This window comes from Mycolicibacterium canariasense, from assembly GCF_002101555.1.
Classification (GTDB): Bacteria; Actinomycetota; Actinomycetes; order Mycobacteriales; family Mycobacteriaceae; genus Mycobacterium; species Mycobacterium canariasense.
On sequence record NZ_LQOL01000052.1, the window covers coordinates 355123 to 372655 of the forward strand.

Sequence of the window (17533 nt, forward strand, 5' to 3'; positions counted from 1 at the left end):
CGGGCGCCGGGTAGCTCAGGAGGGGAAGGAGTTGCCATGCGGTCGCCACAGGACCCGTTGGATCATGCGCGCACGACGCGCCCCCATGCGGGTGAGTCCATGAAGGACAACAAGAATTTCCCGGCGCTGGTACTGCTCGGCGTCGCCCTGGTGGCCTTCGTCGGTTGCCTGGCGGCCTTCGCCACCGCGCACACCGGCACGGGCACGGTGCTGGCCGCCATCGCCGCCGTCGTGTTCGTGGTGTCGATGAGCTGGTTCGCTGTCGAGCACCGGCGGGTGCGCCGAATGGAGGACGCCAGGCAGCCCGACTCCAGCAGCTGAACCCACGGGAGGTGGTGCTGTGCACCGGAACACCGAAGTCGACGCCGGTTTGTGGGAGGAATTCCACCGCGTCGTGAACATGTCGTCGCGGGAGCTGTCGGATTGGCTGCGCACGATGGCCTCCGGCGAGACTGCAGAGCGGTTTCCCGACGAGGCTGCCCCCGAGTACGGGCGGCGCGTCCTCGCGGTGCTGCAGAAGCGGCGCTCCGACCTGACCGACGCCGACGCGCAAACCATGCGCCAGGTCGTCGACATGGTGCACGCCGAGCGCGGCGTCGACATGGAACCCACAGCGGGGCAACAGGAATGGCGCCGAGCGCTGATGACCATCGGCCACGACCCACTCAAACCGGTCGAGTGAACGGGACTGGCGCGCACCCGAACCCTCGGCCGATGACGAACCCGAGGTGGCCAAGCGCCGCACCTGACCGGCGGCCGTGCCGGTAACCTGGGGCGATGACGGCCCGGCTGGTAGGGGCGGCGTTGACCGCGGTGGCGGTCGCCGGCTGCGGCGAGGTGGTGACCGGAACCGCGACCTGGCCGGGTGCCCGGCTGCAGAACGTCGTGCTGACCGCGCCCGACTTCCCGGCCGGCGTGCGCTATGACCGGATCGTCGAGCAGCCCGGTGTACCCGACGGCGCGGGTGCACCGCCGGCCATGCTGTCCACCCCGGAGGGCTGCAGTGACGGCTTCACCCGGGTGATCGCCGCCTCGGCCGAACGGGGGCCGGGCAGCGCCGCCAAGTACAGCGTCAGCTACGACGGGGCCCGCATGGTGGTCACGGTGTCCAGCTGGCAACTGGATCTGGACGCCATCACCGCGACCGCGCATCGGTGCGCGCGTTATGAGACCTTCTTCGACCGGTCCATGCCCGGCATCCCGATGACCACCACCCGGCTGAGCACCGACCGCCCCGGCGCACTGGTCTACGAGCAGACGATGCAGCTCGGCTCCGAACGCAGCAGCGTCTACTCGTCGTTCGAAAACGTCGACGGGATGGCGGTTTTCGCGGTTGCGTTCCCGACGCCGGACCCGACCGTGCCGGTCCGGGCCACGCTGCCGCAAACTTTCACCGAGGTCGTCGGCAAACAGGCGCACCGTCTCGCGCAGCGCTGAAACCCGGATTGCAGACGGGCCAAAACGGCCATGCCGGACCGGATGATGTCCTAGCGTGACGCAATGCCTTCGACCATGGTGACCGTCGACGGGGTGCCCGTCGCCGTGGAGGTGGCCGGCCCGGACAAGGGCGGCGTGGTGGTGCTGCTGGGCGCCGCGGCTCCCGGTGCCCGCGCCTACGACGCCGTGTGCCAGCGGCTGCACAACGCATCGCTCCGGACCATCGTCATCTACCCCGACCCGCAGGTGACGGCCGACTCGGTGGTCGGCGTGCTCGACGTGCTCGGGGTGCGGTGGGGTCTGCTGGTCGGGGACCGCCTCGGCGGCGAACTGGCCTGGCGGCTGGCGGCGACCCGGCTGGACCGGTTCATCGGCCTGGTGGCGATCGACCGCGGCCACCCCCGGGTGGCCGACCAGGCCGGGGTCATCCGCGACGACACCTGCCCGCCGGTGGAGATGAACACCACCGTGCTGGTGAGCAACCCCGCCGCGCGTGCGGTGGCCGTCGCCAGCCAGCGCTACGTCTACGGTGAGTACCGCCTGGTGGAGTTGCTCGGCCGGCGCAATGCCGGCGAGTCCACCGCCCAGGTCGCCACCGAGATCGTGATGCGCACCAGTACGTGGTAGGCGAGCGAAGCGACGGGGTGTGGACCGGTAGGCGAGCTCAGGCTCAGGCGTCGGTCAGCTCGCCGCCGGTGATGTCCACCTGCTTCACCGGACCGGTGAACCAGTGCTTCACCGACACATGCCAGTAGATGTAGAGCAGCACCAGCACGGTGCCCACCAGGATCGGCGTGTAGTTGACGAACTTCCACTCGAAGCTCGGATCCCAGGGCGCGCCGCCGATGGAGGTGGGGAACATGGCGATGATGGAGGTGATGACGATCTCGGCCAGGGCCACCGGCGCCATCCACTTGTGGTGCCCGCGCAGGTTCCATTTGCCCAGGGGGAACGCGTCACCGGCCTTCCAGCGGTAGTAGATCGGCACCGCGAAACACAGGTAGAGGCCGACGACGCCGATGGAGACCACGGCGAAGAAGGCGACGGGTACCGGGGCCCCGTTGATGTCCACCTTCACCAGCGCGGGCAGCGTCAGCAGGGCGGCGATCGCCGCGGTCACCATGACCGCATTGGCGGGCACCCGGTTGGCGTTGACCTTCGACCACAGCTGATGCCCGGGGACCGCGCGGTCCCGGCTGAAGGCGAACAGCATCCGGGAGGCGCTGGTCTGGCAGGCGGTGGTGCAGAACAACTGGCCCGCCGTCGAGATCAGCAGCACGACGCCGACCCACTTGGAATCCATGGCCTGGGTGAAGATGGTGGCCACCGCGCCACCGCCGGCGGTCACCCCGTCGACGTCCTGGACCGCGAACAGGAACGTCAACAACAGGATCCAGCCGCCGATCGCGGAGTAGAAGATGGACCGCCAGATGCCTTTGGCCGCACCGTCGGCTGCGCTCTTGGTCTCTTCCGACAGGTGAGCCGACGCATCGTAGCCGGTGATCGTGTACTGGGTCAGGATCGCAGACATGGGCAGCACGAAGAACAGGAACGCCAGGCCCGAGGTAGAGCCGCCGAAGAAGCCGGTGTTGTTGACGGTGGTGGCGAACACGGTGGAGAAGCTGGCGTGCTGGGCCGGGATGAGCCACAGGATGACGATCACCGCCGCCGCCCCGAAGACGTGCCACCACACCGAGATGTTGTTGATGACCGCCAGCAGGTGCGACGAGAAGATGTTGATGACGGCCACCACCACCAGGATGGCCAGGAACATGACGAACACCCGCTCCAGGCTGTAGTGGGACAGCCACCATTGACTGAAGGTGCCCAGCGTGAGGTCCAGGAAGGTGGCGCTGCCGTAGGCCACCGACGCCAGGATGGCGATCAGGCCGATCAGGTTCAGCCAGCCGGTGTAGAAACCGGCCTTGGGTCCGCCGAGCTTGGCTGCCCACCAATAGATTCCGCCGGAGGTCGGGAACGCCGAGACCAGCTCGGACATGCAGAGCCCGATGATCAGGATGAAGACCGCGATGATCGGCCAGCCCCAGGCGATGGCGGCGGGACCGCCGTTGTTCCAGCCCAGGCCGAACGAGGTGAAACACCCGGCCAGGATGGAGATGATGGAGAACGAGATGGCGAAGTTGGAGAAACTCGACCAGGACCGGTGCAGTTCCTGGGTGTAGCCGAGGCTGGCGAGATGTCGTTCGTCCTCGTCGAGCAGTTCATGGCCTTCTGGCACAGCAGTCTCCTTGTCGGCGGACCCCCGGATCTAGGGGGCAGAATAAGCCCCTATTGGTCTGCTGTCCTACCTTTGAGGTGACGGTTGTGTAAATGTGTAGGTGAATGACCGTCGAAGACAACGCGCCTGCGGTAGTCAAGGGCGGTAATGGTTGACTTCTCGTCGTAGAGAGGGAGCGTTCTGCATGCTGACGCAGTTCGAGCTGGAGCGTCTTGTCGCCGACGGAGACGTCGACACCGTCATCGTCGCGTTCACCGATATGCAGGGCCGGCTCACCGGCAAACGGGTGTCCGCGCGGCTGTTCGTCGAGGAGGTCGCCGCCCACGGCGCCGAATGCTGCAACTACCTGCTGGCCGTCGACGTCGACATGAACACCGTGGACGGCTACGCGATCTCCAGTTGGGAGACCGGCTACGGCGACATGGTGATGACCCCCGACTTCACCACCCTGCGCCTGCTGCCCTGGCTGCCCGGTACCGCCCTGGTGATGGCCGACCTGTCGTGGGGTCCTGCGGGCCCCAAGGGTCGTCCCGTGGTCCAGGCGCCCCGCAGCATCCTGCGCCGGCAACTCGACCGGCTGACCGACCGCGGACTGGCCGCGTTCGTCGGCACCGAGCTGGAATTCATGGTGTTCGAGGACACCTACCGCGCCTCCTGGGCCGCCGACTATCGCGGTCTGACGCCGGCCACCGACTACAACGTCGACTACGCCATGCTGGCCTCGACCCGGATGGAGCCGCTGCTGCGCGACATCCGCCGCGGGATGGAAGGCGCCGGTATGTACTGCGAGGGCGTCAAGGGCGAGTGCAACCTCGGGCAGCAGGAGATCGCCTTCCGCTACGACGACGCGTTGGTCACCTGCGACAACCACACCATCTACAAGAACGGTGCCAAGGAGATCGCCGACCAGCACGGCAAATCGCTGACGTTCATGGCGAAATTCGATGAACGGGAAGGCAACAGCTGCCACATCCACCTGTCCTTCCGTGCCACGGACGGTTCGGCGGTGTTTGCCGACGACGCGGACCCGCTGGGCATGTCGGCGATGTTCCGCAGCTTCGTGGCCGGCCAGCTGGCGACGCTGCGTGAGCTGACATTGTTCTATGCTCCGAATATCAACTCCTACAAGCGCTTTGCCGACGGAAGCTTTGCCCCGACGGCGGTGGCGTGGGGAATGGACAACCGCACCTGCGCCCTGCGGGTGGTGGGGCACGGGCAGGGGATGCGGATGGAATGCCGAGCTCCCGGCGGGGACGTGAATCAGTACCTGGCGGTCGCGGCGCTGATCGCGGGGGGCCTGCACGGCATCGACGAAGGCCTCGAACTGGAAGAGCCGTGCACCGGCAACGCCTACGCCGGTGGCGCCCAGCGCCTGCCCAGCACCCTGGCCGAAGCGGCCGACCTGTTCGCGGGATCGGCGGTGGCCCGCTCGGCGTTCGGCGACGACGTCGTCGAGCACTATCTCAACAACGCACGTGTCGAACTGGCCGCGTTCAACGGGGCCGTCACGGATTGGGAAAGGAGAAGGGGCTTTGAGCGCCTCTGACCAGAACCCCGGGTCACCGCGGCCGGTCATCGGACTCACGACCTACCTGCAGCAGGCGCAGACCGGGGTGTGGGATGTGCAGGCCAGTTTCCTGCCCGCCATCTACATCGAGGGTGTCAACCGCGGTGGCGGCACCGCGGTGCTGCTGCCGCCGCAGCCGCACGGTGCCGAGGTGGTCGAGCGGGTGCTGCGCGGCGTCGACGGGCTGATCATCACCGGCGGCCGCGACGTCAACCCGGAAAGTTATGGCCAGCAACGGCACTCGGCGACCGACGAGCCGGCCGGCCCGCGCGACGAATGGGAGTTCACGTTGCTGCGGGCCGCGCTGCGCCGCGGCATACCGGTGCTCGGGATCTGCCGCGGGGCCCAGGTGCTCAACGTGGCGCTCGGGGGGACCCTGCATCAGCACCTGCCCGACGTGCTGGGCCACACCCGCCATCAGCAGGGCAACGCGGTGTTCAGCACCTCGCACGTGCGGACCGTGCCGGGCACTCGGCTGGCGGGTCTCATCGGCGAGTCCTCGGATGCCCAGTGCTATCACCACCAGGCCATCGACCGGCTCGGGGACGGGTTGATCATCAGCGCCCAGGACACCACCGACGGGGTGATCGAGGGTGTGGAGCTGCCGGGCGACCGGTTCGTCGTGGGGGTGCAATGGCACCCCGAGGAGCGGCTGGACGATCTGCGGTTGTTCGCCGGCCTGGTGCAGGCGGCCGGCGAGTATGCGACGGAAAGGGTTTCATGAGCACCTGCGAGGTCATCAATCCGGCCACCGAGGAGGTACTGCGCACCGTCGAGCTGCTCGACGAGGCGGCGGTCGACGACGCGGTGGCGGCCGCGGTGACCGCCCAGCGTCAATGGGCGCGGCTGGCCCCCGCCGACCGGGCGGGTGCGTTGCGCGCATTCGCCGCGACGGTCGATGCCCATATCGCCGAACTGGCCGCCCTTGAGGTGGCCAACTCCGGGCATCCGATCGGCCAGGCCGAGTGGGAGGCCGGGCATGTCCGCGATGTGCTCACCTATTACGCGGCCAGCCCGGAACGTCTGTCCGGCAAGCAGATTCCGGTGGCCGGTGGACTCGACGTCACCTTCCACGAGCCGCTCGGCGTGGTCGGTGTGATCACCCCGTGGAACTTCCCGATGACCATCGCGGCCTGGGGGTTCGCCCCGGCGCTGGCCGCCGGTAACGCCGTGCTGCTCAAGCCCGCCGAGTGGACGCCGCTGACCTCTATCCGGCTGGGCGAGCTGGCCCTCGAATCGGGCCTGCCCGAAGGGCTTTTCCAGGTGTTACCCGGGGCGGGGCCGGTGGTGGGCGAACGGTTCGTCACCCATCCCGATGTGCGCAAGGTAGTGTTCACCGGCTCCACCCGGGTGGGTACTCGGGTGATGGCCGGCGCCGCCGCGCAGGTCAAGCGTGTCACCCTGGAGCTGGGTGGCAAGAGCGCCAATATCGTCTTCGACGACTGCGATCTGGAGCGGGCCGCGGCAACCGCCCCCTACGGCGTGTTCGACAACGCCGGCCAGGATTGCTGTGCCCGCAGCCGGATCCTGGTGCAGCGCAATATCTATGACCGGTTCATGGAGTTGTTGGAACCCGCGGTCAAGGGGGTGGTGGTGGGCGACCCGACCGCCCGTGACACCGAGATGGGGCCACTGGTTTCCAAGAAGCACTGGGAGTCGGTGTCGGCCTATGTGCCCGAGGACGCGCCGGTCGCCTTCCGCGGGTCGGCGCCGGGCGGGCCCGGGTACTGGTTCGCCCCGACCGTGCTGACCCCGACCCGGGCCGACCGCACCGTCACCGAGGAGATCTTCGGGCCGGTGGTCACCGTGCTGCCGTTCGAGGACGAGGCCGATGCCGTCGCCCTGGCCAACGCCACCTCCTACGGATTGTCGGGATCCATCTGGACCGACAATGTGTCACGCGCCCTTCGGGTTTCGCGCGCCGTCGAGGCCGGGAACCTCAGCGTCAACTCGCACTCGTCGGTGCGCTATAGCACGCCGTTCGGCGGCTTCAAACAGTCCGGGCTCGGTCGGGAGCTAGGCCCGGATGCGCCATTGTCTTTCACCGAAACCAAGAACGTTTTCATTCATGTCGGCGAGCCGACGAATTGAGCACGTCGGCGAGCCGGCGAATTGAGCATGTCGGCGAGCCGACGAATGAGCACAGTGAGGAGCTGTAGATGGATCTGAGCCAGCGGCTGAAGGACAAGGTCGCCGTCATCACCGGGGGTGCCAGCGGGATCGGGCTGGCCACGGCCAAGCGGATGCAGGCCGAAGGCGCCATCGTCGTCATCGGCGATGTCGACCCGGTGACCGGACAAGCCGTCGCCGACGAACTCAACGTCACCTTCGTCCAGGTCGACGTGTCGGATCAGGACGCGGTGGACCATTTGTTCGACACGGCCGTGAAGGTGCACGGGGGATTGGACATCGCGTTCAACAACGCCGGGATCAGCCCGCCCGAGGACGACCTGATCGAGAACACCGAGCTGCCCGCCTGGCAGAAGGTGCAGGACATCAACCTCAAGAGTGTGTACCTGTGCTGCCGGGCCGCCCTGCGGCACATGGTGCCCGCGCAGCGGGGCTCGATCATCAACACCGCGTCGTTCGTCGCGGTGATGGGATCGGCCACCAGCCAGATCTCCTACACCGCGTCCAAGGGTGGGGTGCTGGCCATGTCGCGGGAACTCGGGGTGCAGTTCGCCCGCCAGGGCATCCGGGTGAACGCGCTGTGCCCCGGCCCGGTGAACACCCCGTTGCTGCAGGAACTGTTCGCCAAGGATCCCGAGCGGGCGGCGCGGCGCCTGGTGCACGTGCCGGTGGGCCGGTTCGCCGAGCCCGAGGAGCTGGCCGCCGCGGTCGCGTTCCTGGCCAGTGACGACGCATCGTTCATCACCGGCTCGACCTTCCTGGTCGACGGCGGCATCAGCGGCCACTACGTCACGCCGCTGTGAGCCGGTAGGTGTGCTCCGATGTCTGAGTCCGATCGGCTGTCCGAGCCGCTGACCGCCGGCGAGGCGCTGCTGCGCCCGGTGCGGCTCGGCAACGCCTTCGAGGACACCGTCGGTCGGTTGTTGGAGACCATCCGGCTCGGGGTGCTGGAGCCGGGGGCCTCGCTGCCGCCGGAACGGGAGCTGGCCGCCCGGCTCGGGGTCAGCCGCGACACCGTCCGGGAAGCCATCAGATCGCTGGCCGACGCCGGGTATCTGGTCTCCAAGCGGGGCCGCTACGGCGGCACCTTCCTGGCCACCGAGATGCCCGCGCTGCCGGCCAGCGGCGACGGTCTGACCCGGGAGGAGATCGACGACGCCGTGCGGCTGCGCGAGATCCTCGAGGTGGGGGCGGCCCGGATGGCGGCCGGGCGCACGCTGACCGCGGTGCAGCGGGAGGGTCTGTGGTCGCGGCTGGGCGACGTGCGCGGCGCCGATCCCGATGACTACCGGCGGTTGGACTCCCGACTGCATCTGGCCATCGCCGAGGCGGCCGGGTCGCCGTCGCTGGTGCCGCTGGTGGCCCAGAACCGGATGCGGATCAACGCGCTGCTGGATCAGATCCCGCTGTTGTCCCGCAACATCGCCCATTCCGACGAACAGCACGAGGCCATCGTGATGGCGATCCTGGCCGGGGACGCCGACGGCGCCGGGACGGCGATGGCGGCGCACGTCGCGGGGTCGGCCGCGCTGCTGCACGGCTTCCTCGACTAGGGATTTGTGCACGTTTTGTCACGGTGGGCGTTACGGGATGTGCACAAATCACTACGATCGGGGCGTGGCCGGACCTGCAGATCCCCATGTCGACACCGCGGGGTGGGCGCGGCGGTTCGACCTGCTGTCGGATCCGCACCGGCTGGAGATCCTGCTGGCCCTGCACCGGGCCCCCGGGATCTGTGTCGGCGATCTGGCCGCCGTGCTGGGGCGCTCCGAAAACGCCGCCTCCCAAGCCCTTCGCGTGCTGCGTGATCAGGGTTGGGTGTCCAGCACCCGGACCGGGCGCACGGTGTCCTACCGCCTGGACGACGACGTGGTGCACGACCTGCTGCACTGGATCGGCGCGCGGCACGCCTGATCATCTGTTCAGGTAGACAGATATCGTGCGGAGTCCTACGCTGCGGTGATGTCATCGCGATTCGACCGGGCCGACTGGATCTCCATCGCAGGCATCGCCGGCGTGGTCGCGGCACTGCACGTATTCGGTTGGGGCGTCCTGGTTTTCGGTGTGGCACCCCAGCACATCACACTGGGCTCGGCCGGCGTGTTCGGCGTCGGGCTCGGGGTGACGGCCTACCTGCTGGGCGCCCGGCACGCGTTCGACGCCGACCACATCGCCGTCATCGACAACACCACCCGCAAGCTGGTGGGTGAGGGCACCCGGTCGCTGTCGGCCGGGTTCTGGTTCTCGCTCGGGCATTCCAGCGTGGTGTTCGGGCTGGCGCTGCTGCTGGCGTTGGGCGTGCGGGCCGTCGCCGGCCCGGTGCAGGACGACGATTCCGCGATGCTGGCCACCCTGGGGCTCATCGGTTCGGTGGTGGCCGGCACGTTCCTGCTGCTGATCGGCTTGACCAATCTGTTCGCCGCGGTGGGCATCGCCAAGGTGTTCCGGGCCATGCGCCGCGGCGAGTTCGATGAGCAGGAACTGGAGCGGCAGTTGGACAATCGGGGGCTGCTCGCCCGGTTGGTGGGCCGGGTGATGCACCGGGTGGACAAGCCGTGGCACCTGTACCCGGTCGGTTTCCTGATGGGCCTGGGTTTCGATACCGCCACACAGGTGGCGTTGCTGGTTCTGGCGGCCGGCACCGCGGCCTTCACGCTGCCCTGGTACGCGGTGCTGGTGCTGCCGGTGCTGTTCGCCGCGGGGATGAGCCTGTTCGACAGCCTCGACGGGATCTTCATGGCCCGCGCCTACGGCTGGGCGTTCCTCAAGCCGATCCGCAAGGTGTACTACAACCTGACCGTCACCGTGCTGTCGGTGCTCGTCGCGCTGGCCATCGGTGTCATCGTGCTCACCGGCCTGCTGGTGGATCGACTCGGTATCACGTCCGGTCCGCTGACGGTGATCGGTTCGGCGGATCTGGAATTCGTCGGCTTCTCGATCGTCGGCATGTTCGTGCTCACCTGGCTCATCGCGATCGGGGTGTGGCGCTTCGGCCGGATCGAGGAACGCTGGGAGGCCACACCGGCGGCTTAGAGCAGCCCCAGCAGCGCGTTCTCGATCACCTCGGGAAGTGCGGGGTGAATCCAATATTGCTGGGTGGCAACCGCTTTGGCGGGCTGGCCGAGGCTCATCGCCTGGATCAGCGGCTGGATGATGGATGAGGCCTGGTAGCCGAGGATGTGCGCCCCCAGGATCCGGCCGGTGCCGCGCTCGCCGATCAGCTTGGCGATCCCGGTGGTGTCTTCCATCGCCCAGCCGTAGGCGGTGTCGCCGTAATTCTGCACCTTGACCACGATGTCGTGGCCGGCCTCGCGGGCCTGCCCCTCGGTGAGGCCGACCATCGCCATCTGCGGGTCGGTGAACACCGCCGAGGGTACGAAGCGGTGGTCGCTGGCCACCATCGCCGCGGTGTCGTCCCAGTCCAGCAGCAGGTTGTGCCGCACCACCCGCATCTCGTGGTTGGCCACGTGCTTGAGCTGGTAGTCCGAGGACACGTCGCCGAGGGCGTAGACGCCGCGGGCGGTGGTGCGCTGATACTCGTCGACCGCCACCATGCCATCGCGAACGGTGACCCCGGCGAGCTCGGCGTCCAGCAGGTCCCCGTTGGGCACCCGGCCGGTCGCCACCAGCAGCACATCGGTGTCCAGTTCGGAGCCGTCGTCGAGTTCCAGCACCGTGCGCCCGTTCTCGGTGCGCGACCCGATGACGTTGACGTGGGTGCGCAGATCCCATTTCGCTGCGGCCAGGTCGGTGAAACGGTGGCAGATCGTCTCATCGCAGTGCGTCAGCATGCCCGGTCCGCGCACCACGACGGTCACCCGGACGCCGAGCGCGGAGAACACATGCGCGAACTCGGCGGCAACGAACCCTCCGCCCACGATCACCATGTGCTCGGGCAGCTCCTCGATCCGCATGATGGTGTCGCTGGTGTGGTAGGCCACCCCGCAGTCGCGGATCGCCGGCGGCACCGTGGCCCGCGACCCGGCCGCGATCACCACCTGATCGGAGCTGAACTCGTCGCCGGCCTCGGTGCGCAACAGGTAGCGGCCGTCCCGCACGCCGGTGAACCGGACGTGGCTGGCGTAGACGTCGATATTGGGCAGGCTGCGTTTGTATGCCGCGCCGGAGGCCGCGATCGGGTCGATCCGGCCGAAGACCCGTTTCACGATGTCGGGCCAGCGCACACCGTCGATGTGGGCGTCGATGCCGAACCGCCGCGCATCGCGGATGGTGTGGGCCACCTCCGCGGCGTAGACGAACATCTTGGTCGGGATGCAGCCCACGTTCAGGCAGGTGCCGCCGAAGGTGCCCTGCTCGGCGATGGCGATGCGCATCTGGCCGTAGCGGGCGTCGAAGCCGGTGTCGGGGATGCTGTTGCCCGAGCCGGTGCCGATGATCGTCAGGTCGTAGTGCTGCACGCGTGTGGCGCCCTATCCGGATTGTGTTGCGGTGGAAGGATTTCGGTGGTCGAGCTCGGTGAGATGCCAGCTGAGCCAGGCATCGAGTTCGCGGTAGGCGGCCATTCGCGGGCCGGCGAGGGACAAGAACACGTCGTGTTTGGCGTCGGTGATCGGCACGATCGTGCCGCGATTGCCGACACAGCCGGCCCACCGCGCGATCTGCGCGACGTCGAGCACGGCGTCGCCGCGCTGGATGGCATCGGGATCCCTGGATTCCGGGACGCTGTGGCTCGAGCGCAGGATCAGCGACGGCACCCCGACATCCAGGCCGCGGTGCAGCCTGGCCTGCGCCCGCCGGATCGCGTTGATCCAGCCGAACGTCACCGGGAAGCCGCCGACCGGTTTCCACTCCAGGTTGTAGTCGAACTCCCCGGCATAGTCCCGGTGCAGGGTGGTGCCGTAGCCGCCCTCGCCGGTCGGGCGGCGGATCACCTGTGTGGTGCGCCACCGGGCCAGCGCGCGCAGCGCCACCGACGTCGGTGCGCTGCGCAGGATCGCCGGCCCGTGCAAGTCGAACCAGGGGCTGTTGAGCACCAGTCCGGTGACGCGCCCGCTGGTGCGGTGGCGGCGCAGCCGATCCAGCCACAGCGTCACCACCAACCCGCCGGCCGAGTGCCCGTAGACCAGCACCTCGTCGGCGTCGACGTGATCGAGCGCGGCCTGCAGCGCGACGTCGTAGCGGGCCAGGTCGGTGGTGAAGTGCGGGGTTTGCCCATCACGCCAGGAGCGGCCGCATTTGGGCAGGTCCACCGCGTAGACCGCGAAACCGCGGGCGGCGAACCGGTCGGCCAGTTCGGTGTGGAAGAAGTAGTCGGTGAACCCGTGCACCAGCACCACCGCGCGGTGCCGGGCAGGGTCGTGCCCTGGGTCCCGTTCCGGGTCCTGTTCACGCCGGACCAGCGTGACCACCAGGTCCCCTTCGCGGTCCGGGTCGGGGCCCAGCGGGACGGTCAGTTGTCGATAGCCGGACAGGACGTCGGGTTCCCATTGCACCTGAGCATGGCCCTGCGATGCCGTCACGGCTTCACCCTAGCGGCGTGGTGACCGAAAGCACCCGGCACGGCCCGTTACCCGGCAGATGCGTCGCGATAACCTGAGGATCACAAGAACCGTCGCGTACCGCTGCGGCGGGCCGTGCGAAACGAAGGACCAGCCAACGGTGTCTGACCCCAAGCTAGCCAAGACCGACGTCGTGCTCGTCGGCGCGGGAATCATGAGCGCGACCCTGGGCGCGTTGCTGCGCCTGGTGGAGCCGAGTTGGTCGATCACGCTGATCGAACGCCTCGACGGCGCGGCGGCCGAGAGCAGCGACCCCTGGAACAACGCCGGCACGGGCCACTCCGCGCTGTGCGAGCTGAACTACACCCCGCAGAACTCCGACGGCACCATCGACATCGCCAAGGCCGTCAACGTCAACGAGCAGTTCCAGGTGTCTCGGCAGTTCTGGACCTACGCCGTGGAGAACGGCGTGCTGCCCGACGTACGCAACTTCCTCAACCCCATCCCGCACGTGTCCTTCGTGCACGGGGCGCGCAATGTCGGGTACCTCAAGGCGCGCTACGACGCGCTGGTGGGCAACCCGCTGTTCGCCTCGATGGAGTTCATCGACGACCCCGACGAGTTCGCGCGCCGGCTGCCGCTGATGGCCGCCAAGCGCGATTTCTCCGAACCGGTGGCGTTGAACTGGACCCAGTCGGGCACCGACGTCGACTTCGGTTCGCTGTCGCGTCAGCTCATCGGGTACGGCGCCGCGCACGGCATGGACACGCTGTTCGGGCACGAGGTGCGCAACCTGAGCAAGGAGTCCGACGGCACCTGGACGCTGCGCTACGTCAACCGCCGCACCGGCGAGAAGTACAAGATCAACGCGAAGTTCGTCTTCGTCGGCGCCGGCGGCGGCGCGCTGCCGCTGCTGCAGAAGTCCGGCATCCCCGAGGTCAAGGGATTCGGCGGGTTCCCGGTCGGCGGGGCGTTCCTGCGCACCAACAACCCGGAGCTGACCGCGGGACACCAGGCCAAGGTGTACGGCCAGCCGCCGCTGGGCGCGCCGCCGATGTCGGTGCCGCACCTGGACACCCGCGTCATCAACGGCAGATCCTGGCTGTTGTTCGGTCCGTTCGCGGGCTGGACGCCGAAGTTCCTCAAGCAGGGCAAGTTCACCGACCTGCCGCTGTCGGTCAAGCCGAACAACCTGGCCTCCATGCTGGGCGTCGGGCTCACCGAGATGAGCCTGGTGAACTACCTGGTCGGCCAGCTGCTGCTCAGCGAGGCCGACCGGGTCGAAACGCTGCGCGAATTCGCGCCCAGCGCACGGGATTCCGATTGGGAGCTGGATATCGCCGGGCAGCGGGTGCAGGTGATCCGGCGCAAGGGTGCGGGCGGCGTACTGGAATTCGGCACCACCGTGCTCTCGGCCGCCGACGGATCCATCGCCGGCCTGCTGGGTGCCTCACCCGGCGCCTCGACCGCGGTGCCGGCGATGCTGGACGTGATGCAACGCTGCTTCGGCGACCGATACGCGGCCTGGGCGCCCAAGCTCAAGGAGATGGTCCCGTCGCTGGGCGTCAAGCTGTCCAACGAGCCCGGGCTGTTCCGCGAGGTGTGGGACCACGGCACCCGGGTGCTGCAGCTCGACACGCCCGCGGCCGTGTGACGACGGTGCGCCGATGACGGTCGCGTTGCGCCGGAGCTGGGCGCAGGATCTCGACGCAGCCACGCTGTACGAGATCCTGAAGCTGCGCGTCGAGGTGTTCGTGGTGGAGCAGGCCTGCCCGTACCCCGAACTGGACGGCCGCGACCTGCTCGCCGAGACCCGGCACTTCTGGCTGGAAGATGCCGAGGGTCGGGTGATTTCGACGCTGCGCTTGATGGAGGAGCATCCCGGCGGGGAGAAGGTGTTCCGGATCGGCCGGGTGTGCACCAAGCGCACCGACCGCGGCAACGGCCACACCAACCGGCTGATGCAGGCCGCGATCGCCGAGGTGGGTGACTACCCGTGCCGCATCGACGCGCAGACCTATCTGCAGGAGATGTACGGCGCGCACGGATTCGTCCGCGACGGCGAAGAATTCCTGGAGGACGGCATCCCGCACGTGCCGATGATCAGACCGGGTCTGGGAGCGGGGCAGCAGTAGTGACCTATCCGTTCAGCGCACTGGTGGGCCATGACCGGCTCCGGCTGGCGCTCATCCTGTGCGCGGTGCGCCCCGATATCGGCGGGGTGCTGATCCGTGGTGAGAAGGGCACCGCCAAGTCGACCGCGGTGCGCGGCTTGGCCACCGTCCTGTCCCAGGTCGACGCCGAGGCGCGGTTGGTCGAGTTGCCGATCGGGGCCACCGAGGACCGGGTGGTGGGCTCGCTGGATCTGCAGCGGGTGCTGCGCGACGGCGAACACGCCTTCCAGCCCGGCCTGCTGGCCCGCGCGCACGGCGGCGTGCTGTACGTCGACGAGGTCAACCTGCTGCACGACCACCTGGTGGACGTGCTGCTGGACGCGGCCGCGATGGGCCGGGTGCACATCGAACGCGACGGCCTCTCGCACAGCCACGACGCCCGGTTCGTGTTGGTGGGCACCATGAATCCGGAGGAGGGCGAGCTGCGCCCGCAGCTGCTGGACCGGTTCGGGCTCACCGTGGACGTGGCCGCCTCACGCGATGTCGACGTGCGCGTCGAGGTGATCCGGCAACGGCTGGCCTACGAGGCCGACCCGGTGGGTTTCGCCGACCGTTACGCGGCCCAGGATGCCGAGCTGGCGGGCCGGATCGCCGCGGCCAGGGCCGCCCTGGCCGACGTGGTGTTGCCCGACAACGAGTTACGGCGGATCGCCGCGCTGTGCGCGGCCTTCGACGTGGACGGGATGCGTGCGGACCTGGTGCTGGCCCGCACCGCGGTGGCGCACGCGGCCTGGCGCCGGTCCGGAATCGGGGCGAGCGCAGCGACGGGGAATGTCAGCGGGGCGAGCGCAGCGACGGGGAATGTCAGCGGGGCGAGCGCAGCGACGGGGAAGATCACCGTGGCAGAAGAGGACATCCGGATCGCCGCGGAACTGGCACTGCCGCACCGGCGCCGTCGTGACCCGTTCGACGATCCGGGCCTGGACCAGGACCGCCTCGACGAGGCGCTGGCCGCGGCCGACCAAGGGGGGGCCGACCAGGATCCCGATCCGGATCCCGACCCACCCGGTGGCGGTGGTTCCACGGAACCCTCGGAGCCGTCGAACGGTCAAGCCCCGCAGCAGAATCCCGGCGGCGGTACCCGCCAGAGCGCGCCGCCGGCAGGCACGTTCCGCACGAAAGCGCTGCTGGTCCCCGGCGTCGGCGAGGGCGCCCCGGGGCGCCGGTCGCGGGCCCGTAACCGCACCGGCAGCACCGTCGCCGCCACCGACGTGCCCGGCGAAGGCCACGGCGTGCATGTGTTCGCGTCGGTGTTGGCGGCCGCGGGCAACCAGCGCCGGGCCGGCCGGCCGCAGATCGGCCCCGACGATGTCCGGCGTGCCGTCCGGGAGGGCCGCGAGGCCAACCTGGTGATCTTCGTCGTCGACGCCTCGGGTTCGATGGCCGCCCGGGACCGGATGTCGGCGGTCAGCGGCGCGACGCTGTCCCTGCTGCGCGACGCCTACCAGCGCCGCGACAAGGTGGCGGTGGTGACCTTCCGGCAGGACCGGGCGCAGCTGCTGCTGCCCCCGACCTCATCGGTGTACATCGCCGGGCGACGGCTGGCGCGGTTCGACACCGGCGGGAAAACCCCACTGGCACAAGGGTTGTTGGCGGCGCGGGACGTGATCCTGCGCGAGAAGGCGCGCGACCGGGCCCGGCGCCCGCTGGTCGTGGTGCTCACCGACGGCCGGGCCACCGGCGGCCCCGACCCGCTGGGCCGCACCGCGACCGCCGCCCGGCTGTTGGCGGCCGAAGGCACCGCCGCCGTCGTGGTGGATTGTGAAACCTCGTACGTGCGACTGGGATTGGCCACCCGGTTGGCCGGGCAGTTGGGCGCCCCCGCGGTCCGGCTGAACCAATTGCAGGCCGGCGAGCTCACCTCGCTGGTCAAATCGGCAGCCGTCGAATCAGCAGCCTAGGAGACGACCGATGCCACAGGGGCAACCGCTCACGATTCCGGACGACGGGCTGACCACCAAGGCGCGCCGTAACGCCCCGCTGCTGGCGGTGCACACCGGGCCCGGCAAGGGGAAGTCGACCGCCGCGTTCGGCATGGCGCTGCGCGCCTGGAACCAGGGATTCGATATCGCGGTGTTCCAGTTCGTCAAGAGCGCGAAGTGGAAGGTGGGCGAGGAGAGCGCCTTTCGTGCGCTCGGCCGGCTGCACGACGAGCACGGCGTTGGCGGCCCGGTGCAGTGGCACAAGATGGGCTCGGGCTGGTCCTGGACCCGCAAGCAGGGCAGCGAGGTGGACCACGCCGAGGCGGCCCGCGACGGCTGGGCCGAGATCCGCACCCGGCTCGCTGACACCCGGCACGACTTCTACGTGCTCGACGAGTTCACCTACCCGCTGAAATGGGGCTGGATCCCCGTCGACGAGGTGGTCGAGGTGCTCACCGCGCGGCCCGGCAACCAGCACGTGGTGATCACCGGACGCGATGCGCCGCAGGCGCTTCTGGACGCCGCCGACCTGGTCACCGAGATGACCAAGGTCAAGCACCCGATGGACGCGGGCCGCAAGGGCCAGCGGGGTATCGAGTGGTAGC

General features: G+C 68.9%; 18 protein-coding genes. 15 read left to right on the plus strand and 3 right to left on the minus strand.

Annotation, left to right across the window (positions count from 1 at the left end):
- Window positions 1-36 precede the first annotated feature (36 nt).
- From usfY to AWB94_RS17685, 4 genes are all read left to right on the plus strand, one after another.
- Window positions 37-321 carry a protein UsfY gene (gene usfY / locus AWB94_RS17670; RefSeq protein WP_062656436.1) on the plus strand — a complete coding sequence of 95 codons (285 nt, stop codon included), beginning with the start codon at window positions 37-39 and terminating at the stop codon, window positions 319-321.
- A gap of 19 nt (window positions 322-340) precedes the next feature.
- Complete coding sequence (locus AWB94_RS17675; RefSeq protein WP_062656437.1) at window positions 341-682, plus strand: DUF3140 domain-containing protein; 342 nt, start codon at window positions 341-343, stop codon at window positions 680-682.
- Between the two features lie 95 nt (window positions 683-777).
- A complete protein-coding gene (locus AWB94_RS17680; protein WP_062656438.1) occupies window positions 778-1437 on the plus strand; it encodes a hypothetical protein in 660 nt (219 codons plus the stop codon).
- A 63-nt stretch (window positions 1438-1500) separates the two neighbouring features.
- Window positions 1501-2064, plus strand: coding sequence for an alpha/beta fold hydrolase (locus AWB94_RS17685; protein ID WP_062656439.1), 564 nt, complete (start codon window positions 1501-1503; stop codon window positions 2062-2064).
- A gap of 43 nt (window positions 2065-2107) precedes the next feature.
- Here AWB94_RS17685 and AWB94_RS17690 read toward each other — a convergent pair whose 3' ends face one another.
- Window positions 2108-3676, minus strand: coding sequence for an amino acid permease (locus AWB94_RS17690; RefSeq protein WP_062656440.1), 1569 nt, complete (start codon window positions 3674-3676; stop codon window positions 2108-2110).
- Between the two features lie 184 nt (window positions 3677-3860).
- On the opposite strand from AWB94_RS17690, the gene AWB94_RS17695 reads away from it, so the two are divergent.
- The 7 genes from AWB94_RS17695 (at window position 3861) to nicT (ending at window position 10406) form a co-directional block, all read left to right on the plus strand.
- Window positions 3861-5222 (plus strand): glutamine synthetase family protein, encoded by a 1362-nt coding sequence (locus AWB94_RS17695; RefSeq protein ID WP_062656441.1) that lies wholly within the window; start codon window positions 3861-3863, stop codon window positions 5220-5222.
- Entirely contained in the window at window positions 5209-5967 is a 759-nt protein-coding gene (locus AWB94_RS17700) for a gamma-glutamyl-gamma-aminobutyrate hydrolase family protein (protein WP_062656442.1), read from the plus strand. Before AWB94_RS17695 ends, AWB94_RS17700 begins: the two co-directional genes overlap by 14 nt.
- Window positions 5964-7334 carry an aldehyde dehydrogenase family protein gene (locus AWB94_RS17705; RefSeq protein WP_062656443.1) on the plus strand — a complete coding sequence of 457 codons (1371 nt, stop codon included), beginning with the start codon at window positions 5964-5966 and terminating at the stop codon, window positions 7332-7334. The genes AWB94_RS17700 and AWB94_RS17705 overlap by 4 nt, the downstream gene beginning before the upstream one ends.
- Window positions 7335-7402: 68 nt before the next feature.
- Window positions 7403-8176, plus strand: coding sequence for a 3-oxoacyl-ACP reductase (locus AWB94_RS17710; protein ID WP_062656444.1), 774 nt, complete (start codon window positions 7403-7405; stop codon window positions 8174-8176).
- A gap of 18 nt (window positions 8177-8194) precedes the next feature.
- A complete protein-coding gene (locus AWB94_RS17715; protein ID WP_062656445.1) occupies window positions 8195-8926 on the plus strand; it encodes a FadR/GntR family transcriptional regulator in 732 nt (243 codons plus the stop codon).
- Between the two features lie 64 nt (window positions 8927-8990).
- On the plus strand, window positions 8991-9287 hold the full coding sequence (locus AWB94_RS17720) for an ArsR/SmtB family transcription factor (protein ID WP_234811770.1): 297 nt from the start codon (window positions 8991-8993) through the stop codon (window positions 9285-9287).
- 48 nt (window positions 9288-9335) lie between these two features.
- The gene (gene nicT / locus AWB94_RS17725; RefSeq protein WP_062656447.1) at window positions 9336-10406 is read left to right on the plus strand and encodes a Nickel transporter NicT; all 1071 of its coding nucleotides are present in this window, start codon (window positions 9336-9338) and stop codon (window positions 10404-10406) included.
- Here the strand turns inward: nicT and mtr are convergent.
- Together mtr and AWB94_RS17735 are read right to left on the minus strand one after the other, a co-directional pair.
- Complete coding sequence (mtr, locus tag AWB94_RS17730) at window positions 10403-11791, minus strand: mycothione reductase (protein WP_062656448.1); 1389 nt, start codon at window positions 11789-11791, stop codon at window positions 10403-10405. The two genes, nicT and mtr, sit on opposite strands and share 4 nt — an antisense overlap.
- 12 nt (window positions 11792-11803) lie before the next feature.
- Window positions 11804-12853, minus strand: a complete 1050-nt coding sequence (locus AWB94_RS17735; protein WP_234811771.1) for an alpha/beta fold hydrolase — start codon at window positions 12851-12853, stop codon at window positions 11804-11806.
- A 139-nt stretch (window positions 12854-12992) separates the two neighbouring features.
- Between AWB94_RS17735 and mqo the strand changes: the two genes are divergently transcribed.
- Genes mqo through cobO form a run of 4 tightly spaced genes read left to right on the plus strand, consistent with a single transcriptional unit; the run spans window position 12993 to window position 17532 of the window.
- Entirely contained in the window at window positions 12993-14486 is a 1494-nt protein-coding gene (mqo, locus tag AWB94_RS17740; protein ID WP_062656449.1) for a malate dehydrogenase (quinone), read from the plus strand.
- Between the two features lie 13 nt (window positions 14487-14499).
- Window positions 14500-14967, plus strand: coding sequence for a GNAT family N-acetyltransferase (locus tag AWB94_RS17745; protein ID WP_062656450.1), 468 nt, complete (start codon window positions 14500-14502; stop codon window positions 14965-14967).
- Entirely contained in the window at window positions 14967-16907 is a 1941-nt protein-coding gene (locus tag AWB94_RS17750) for a magnesium chelatase subunit D family protein (RefSeq protein ID WP_085122467.1), read from the plus strand. The genes AWB94_RS17745 and AWB94_RS17750 overlap by 1 nt, the downstream gene beginning before the upstream one ends.
- Window positions 16908-16917: 10 nt before the next feature.
- The gene (cobO, locus tag AWB94_RS17755) at window positions 16918-17532 is read left to right on the plus strand and encodes a cob(I)yrinic acid a,c-diamide adenosyltransferase (RefSeq protein ID WP_062656452.1); all 615 of its coding nucleotides are present in this window, start codon (window positions 16918-16920) and stop codon (window positions 17530-17532) included.
- The last annotated feature ends 1 nt before the right edge of the window (window position 17533 follow it).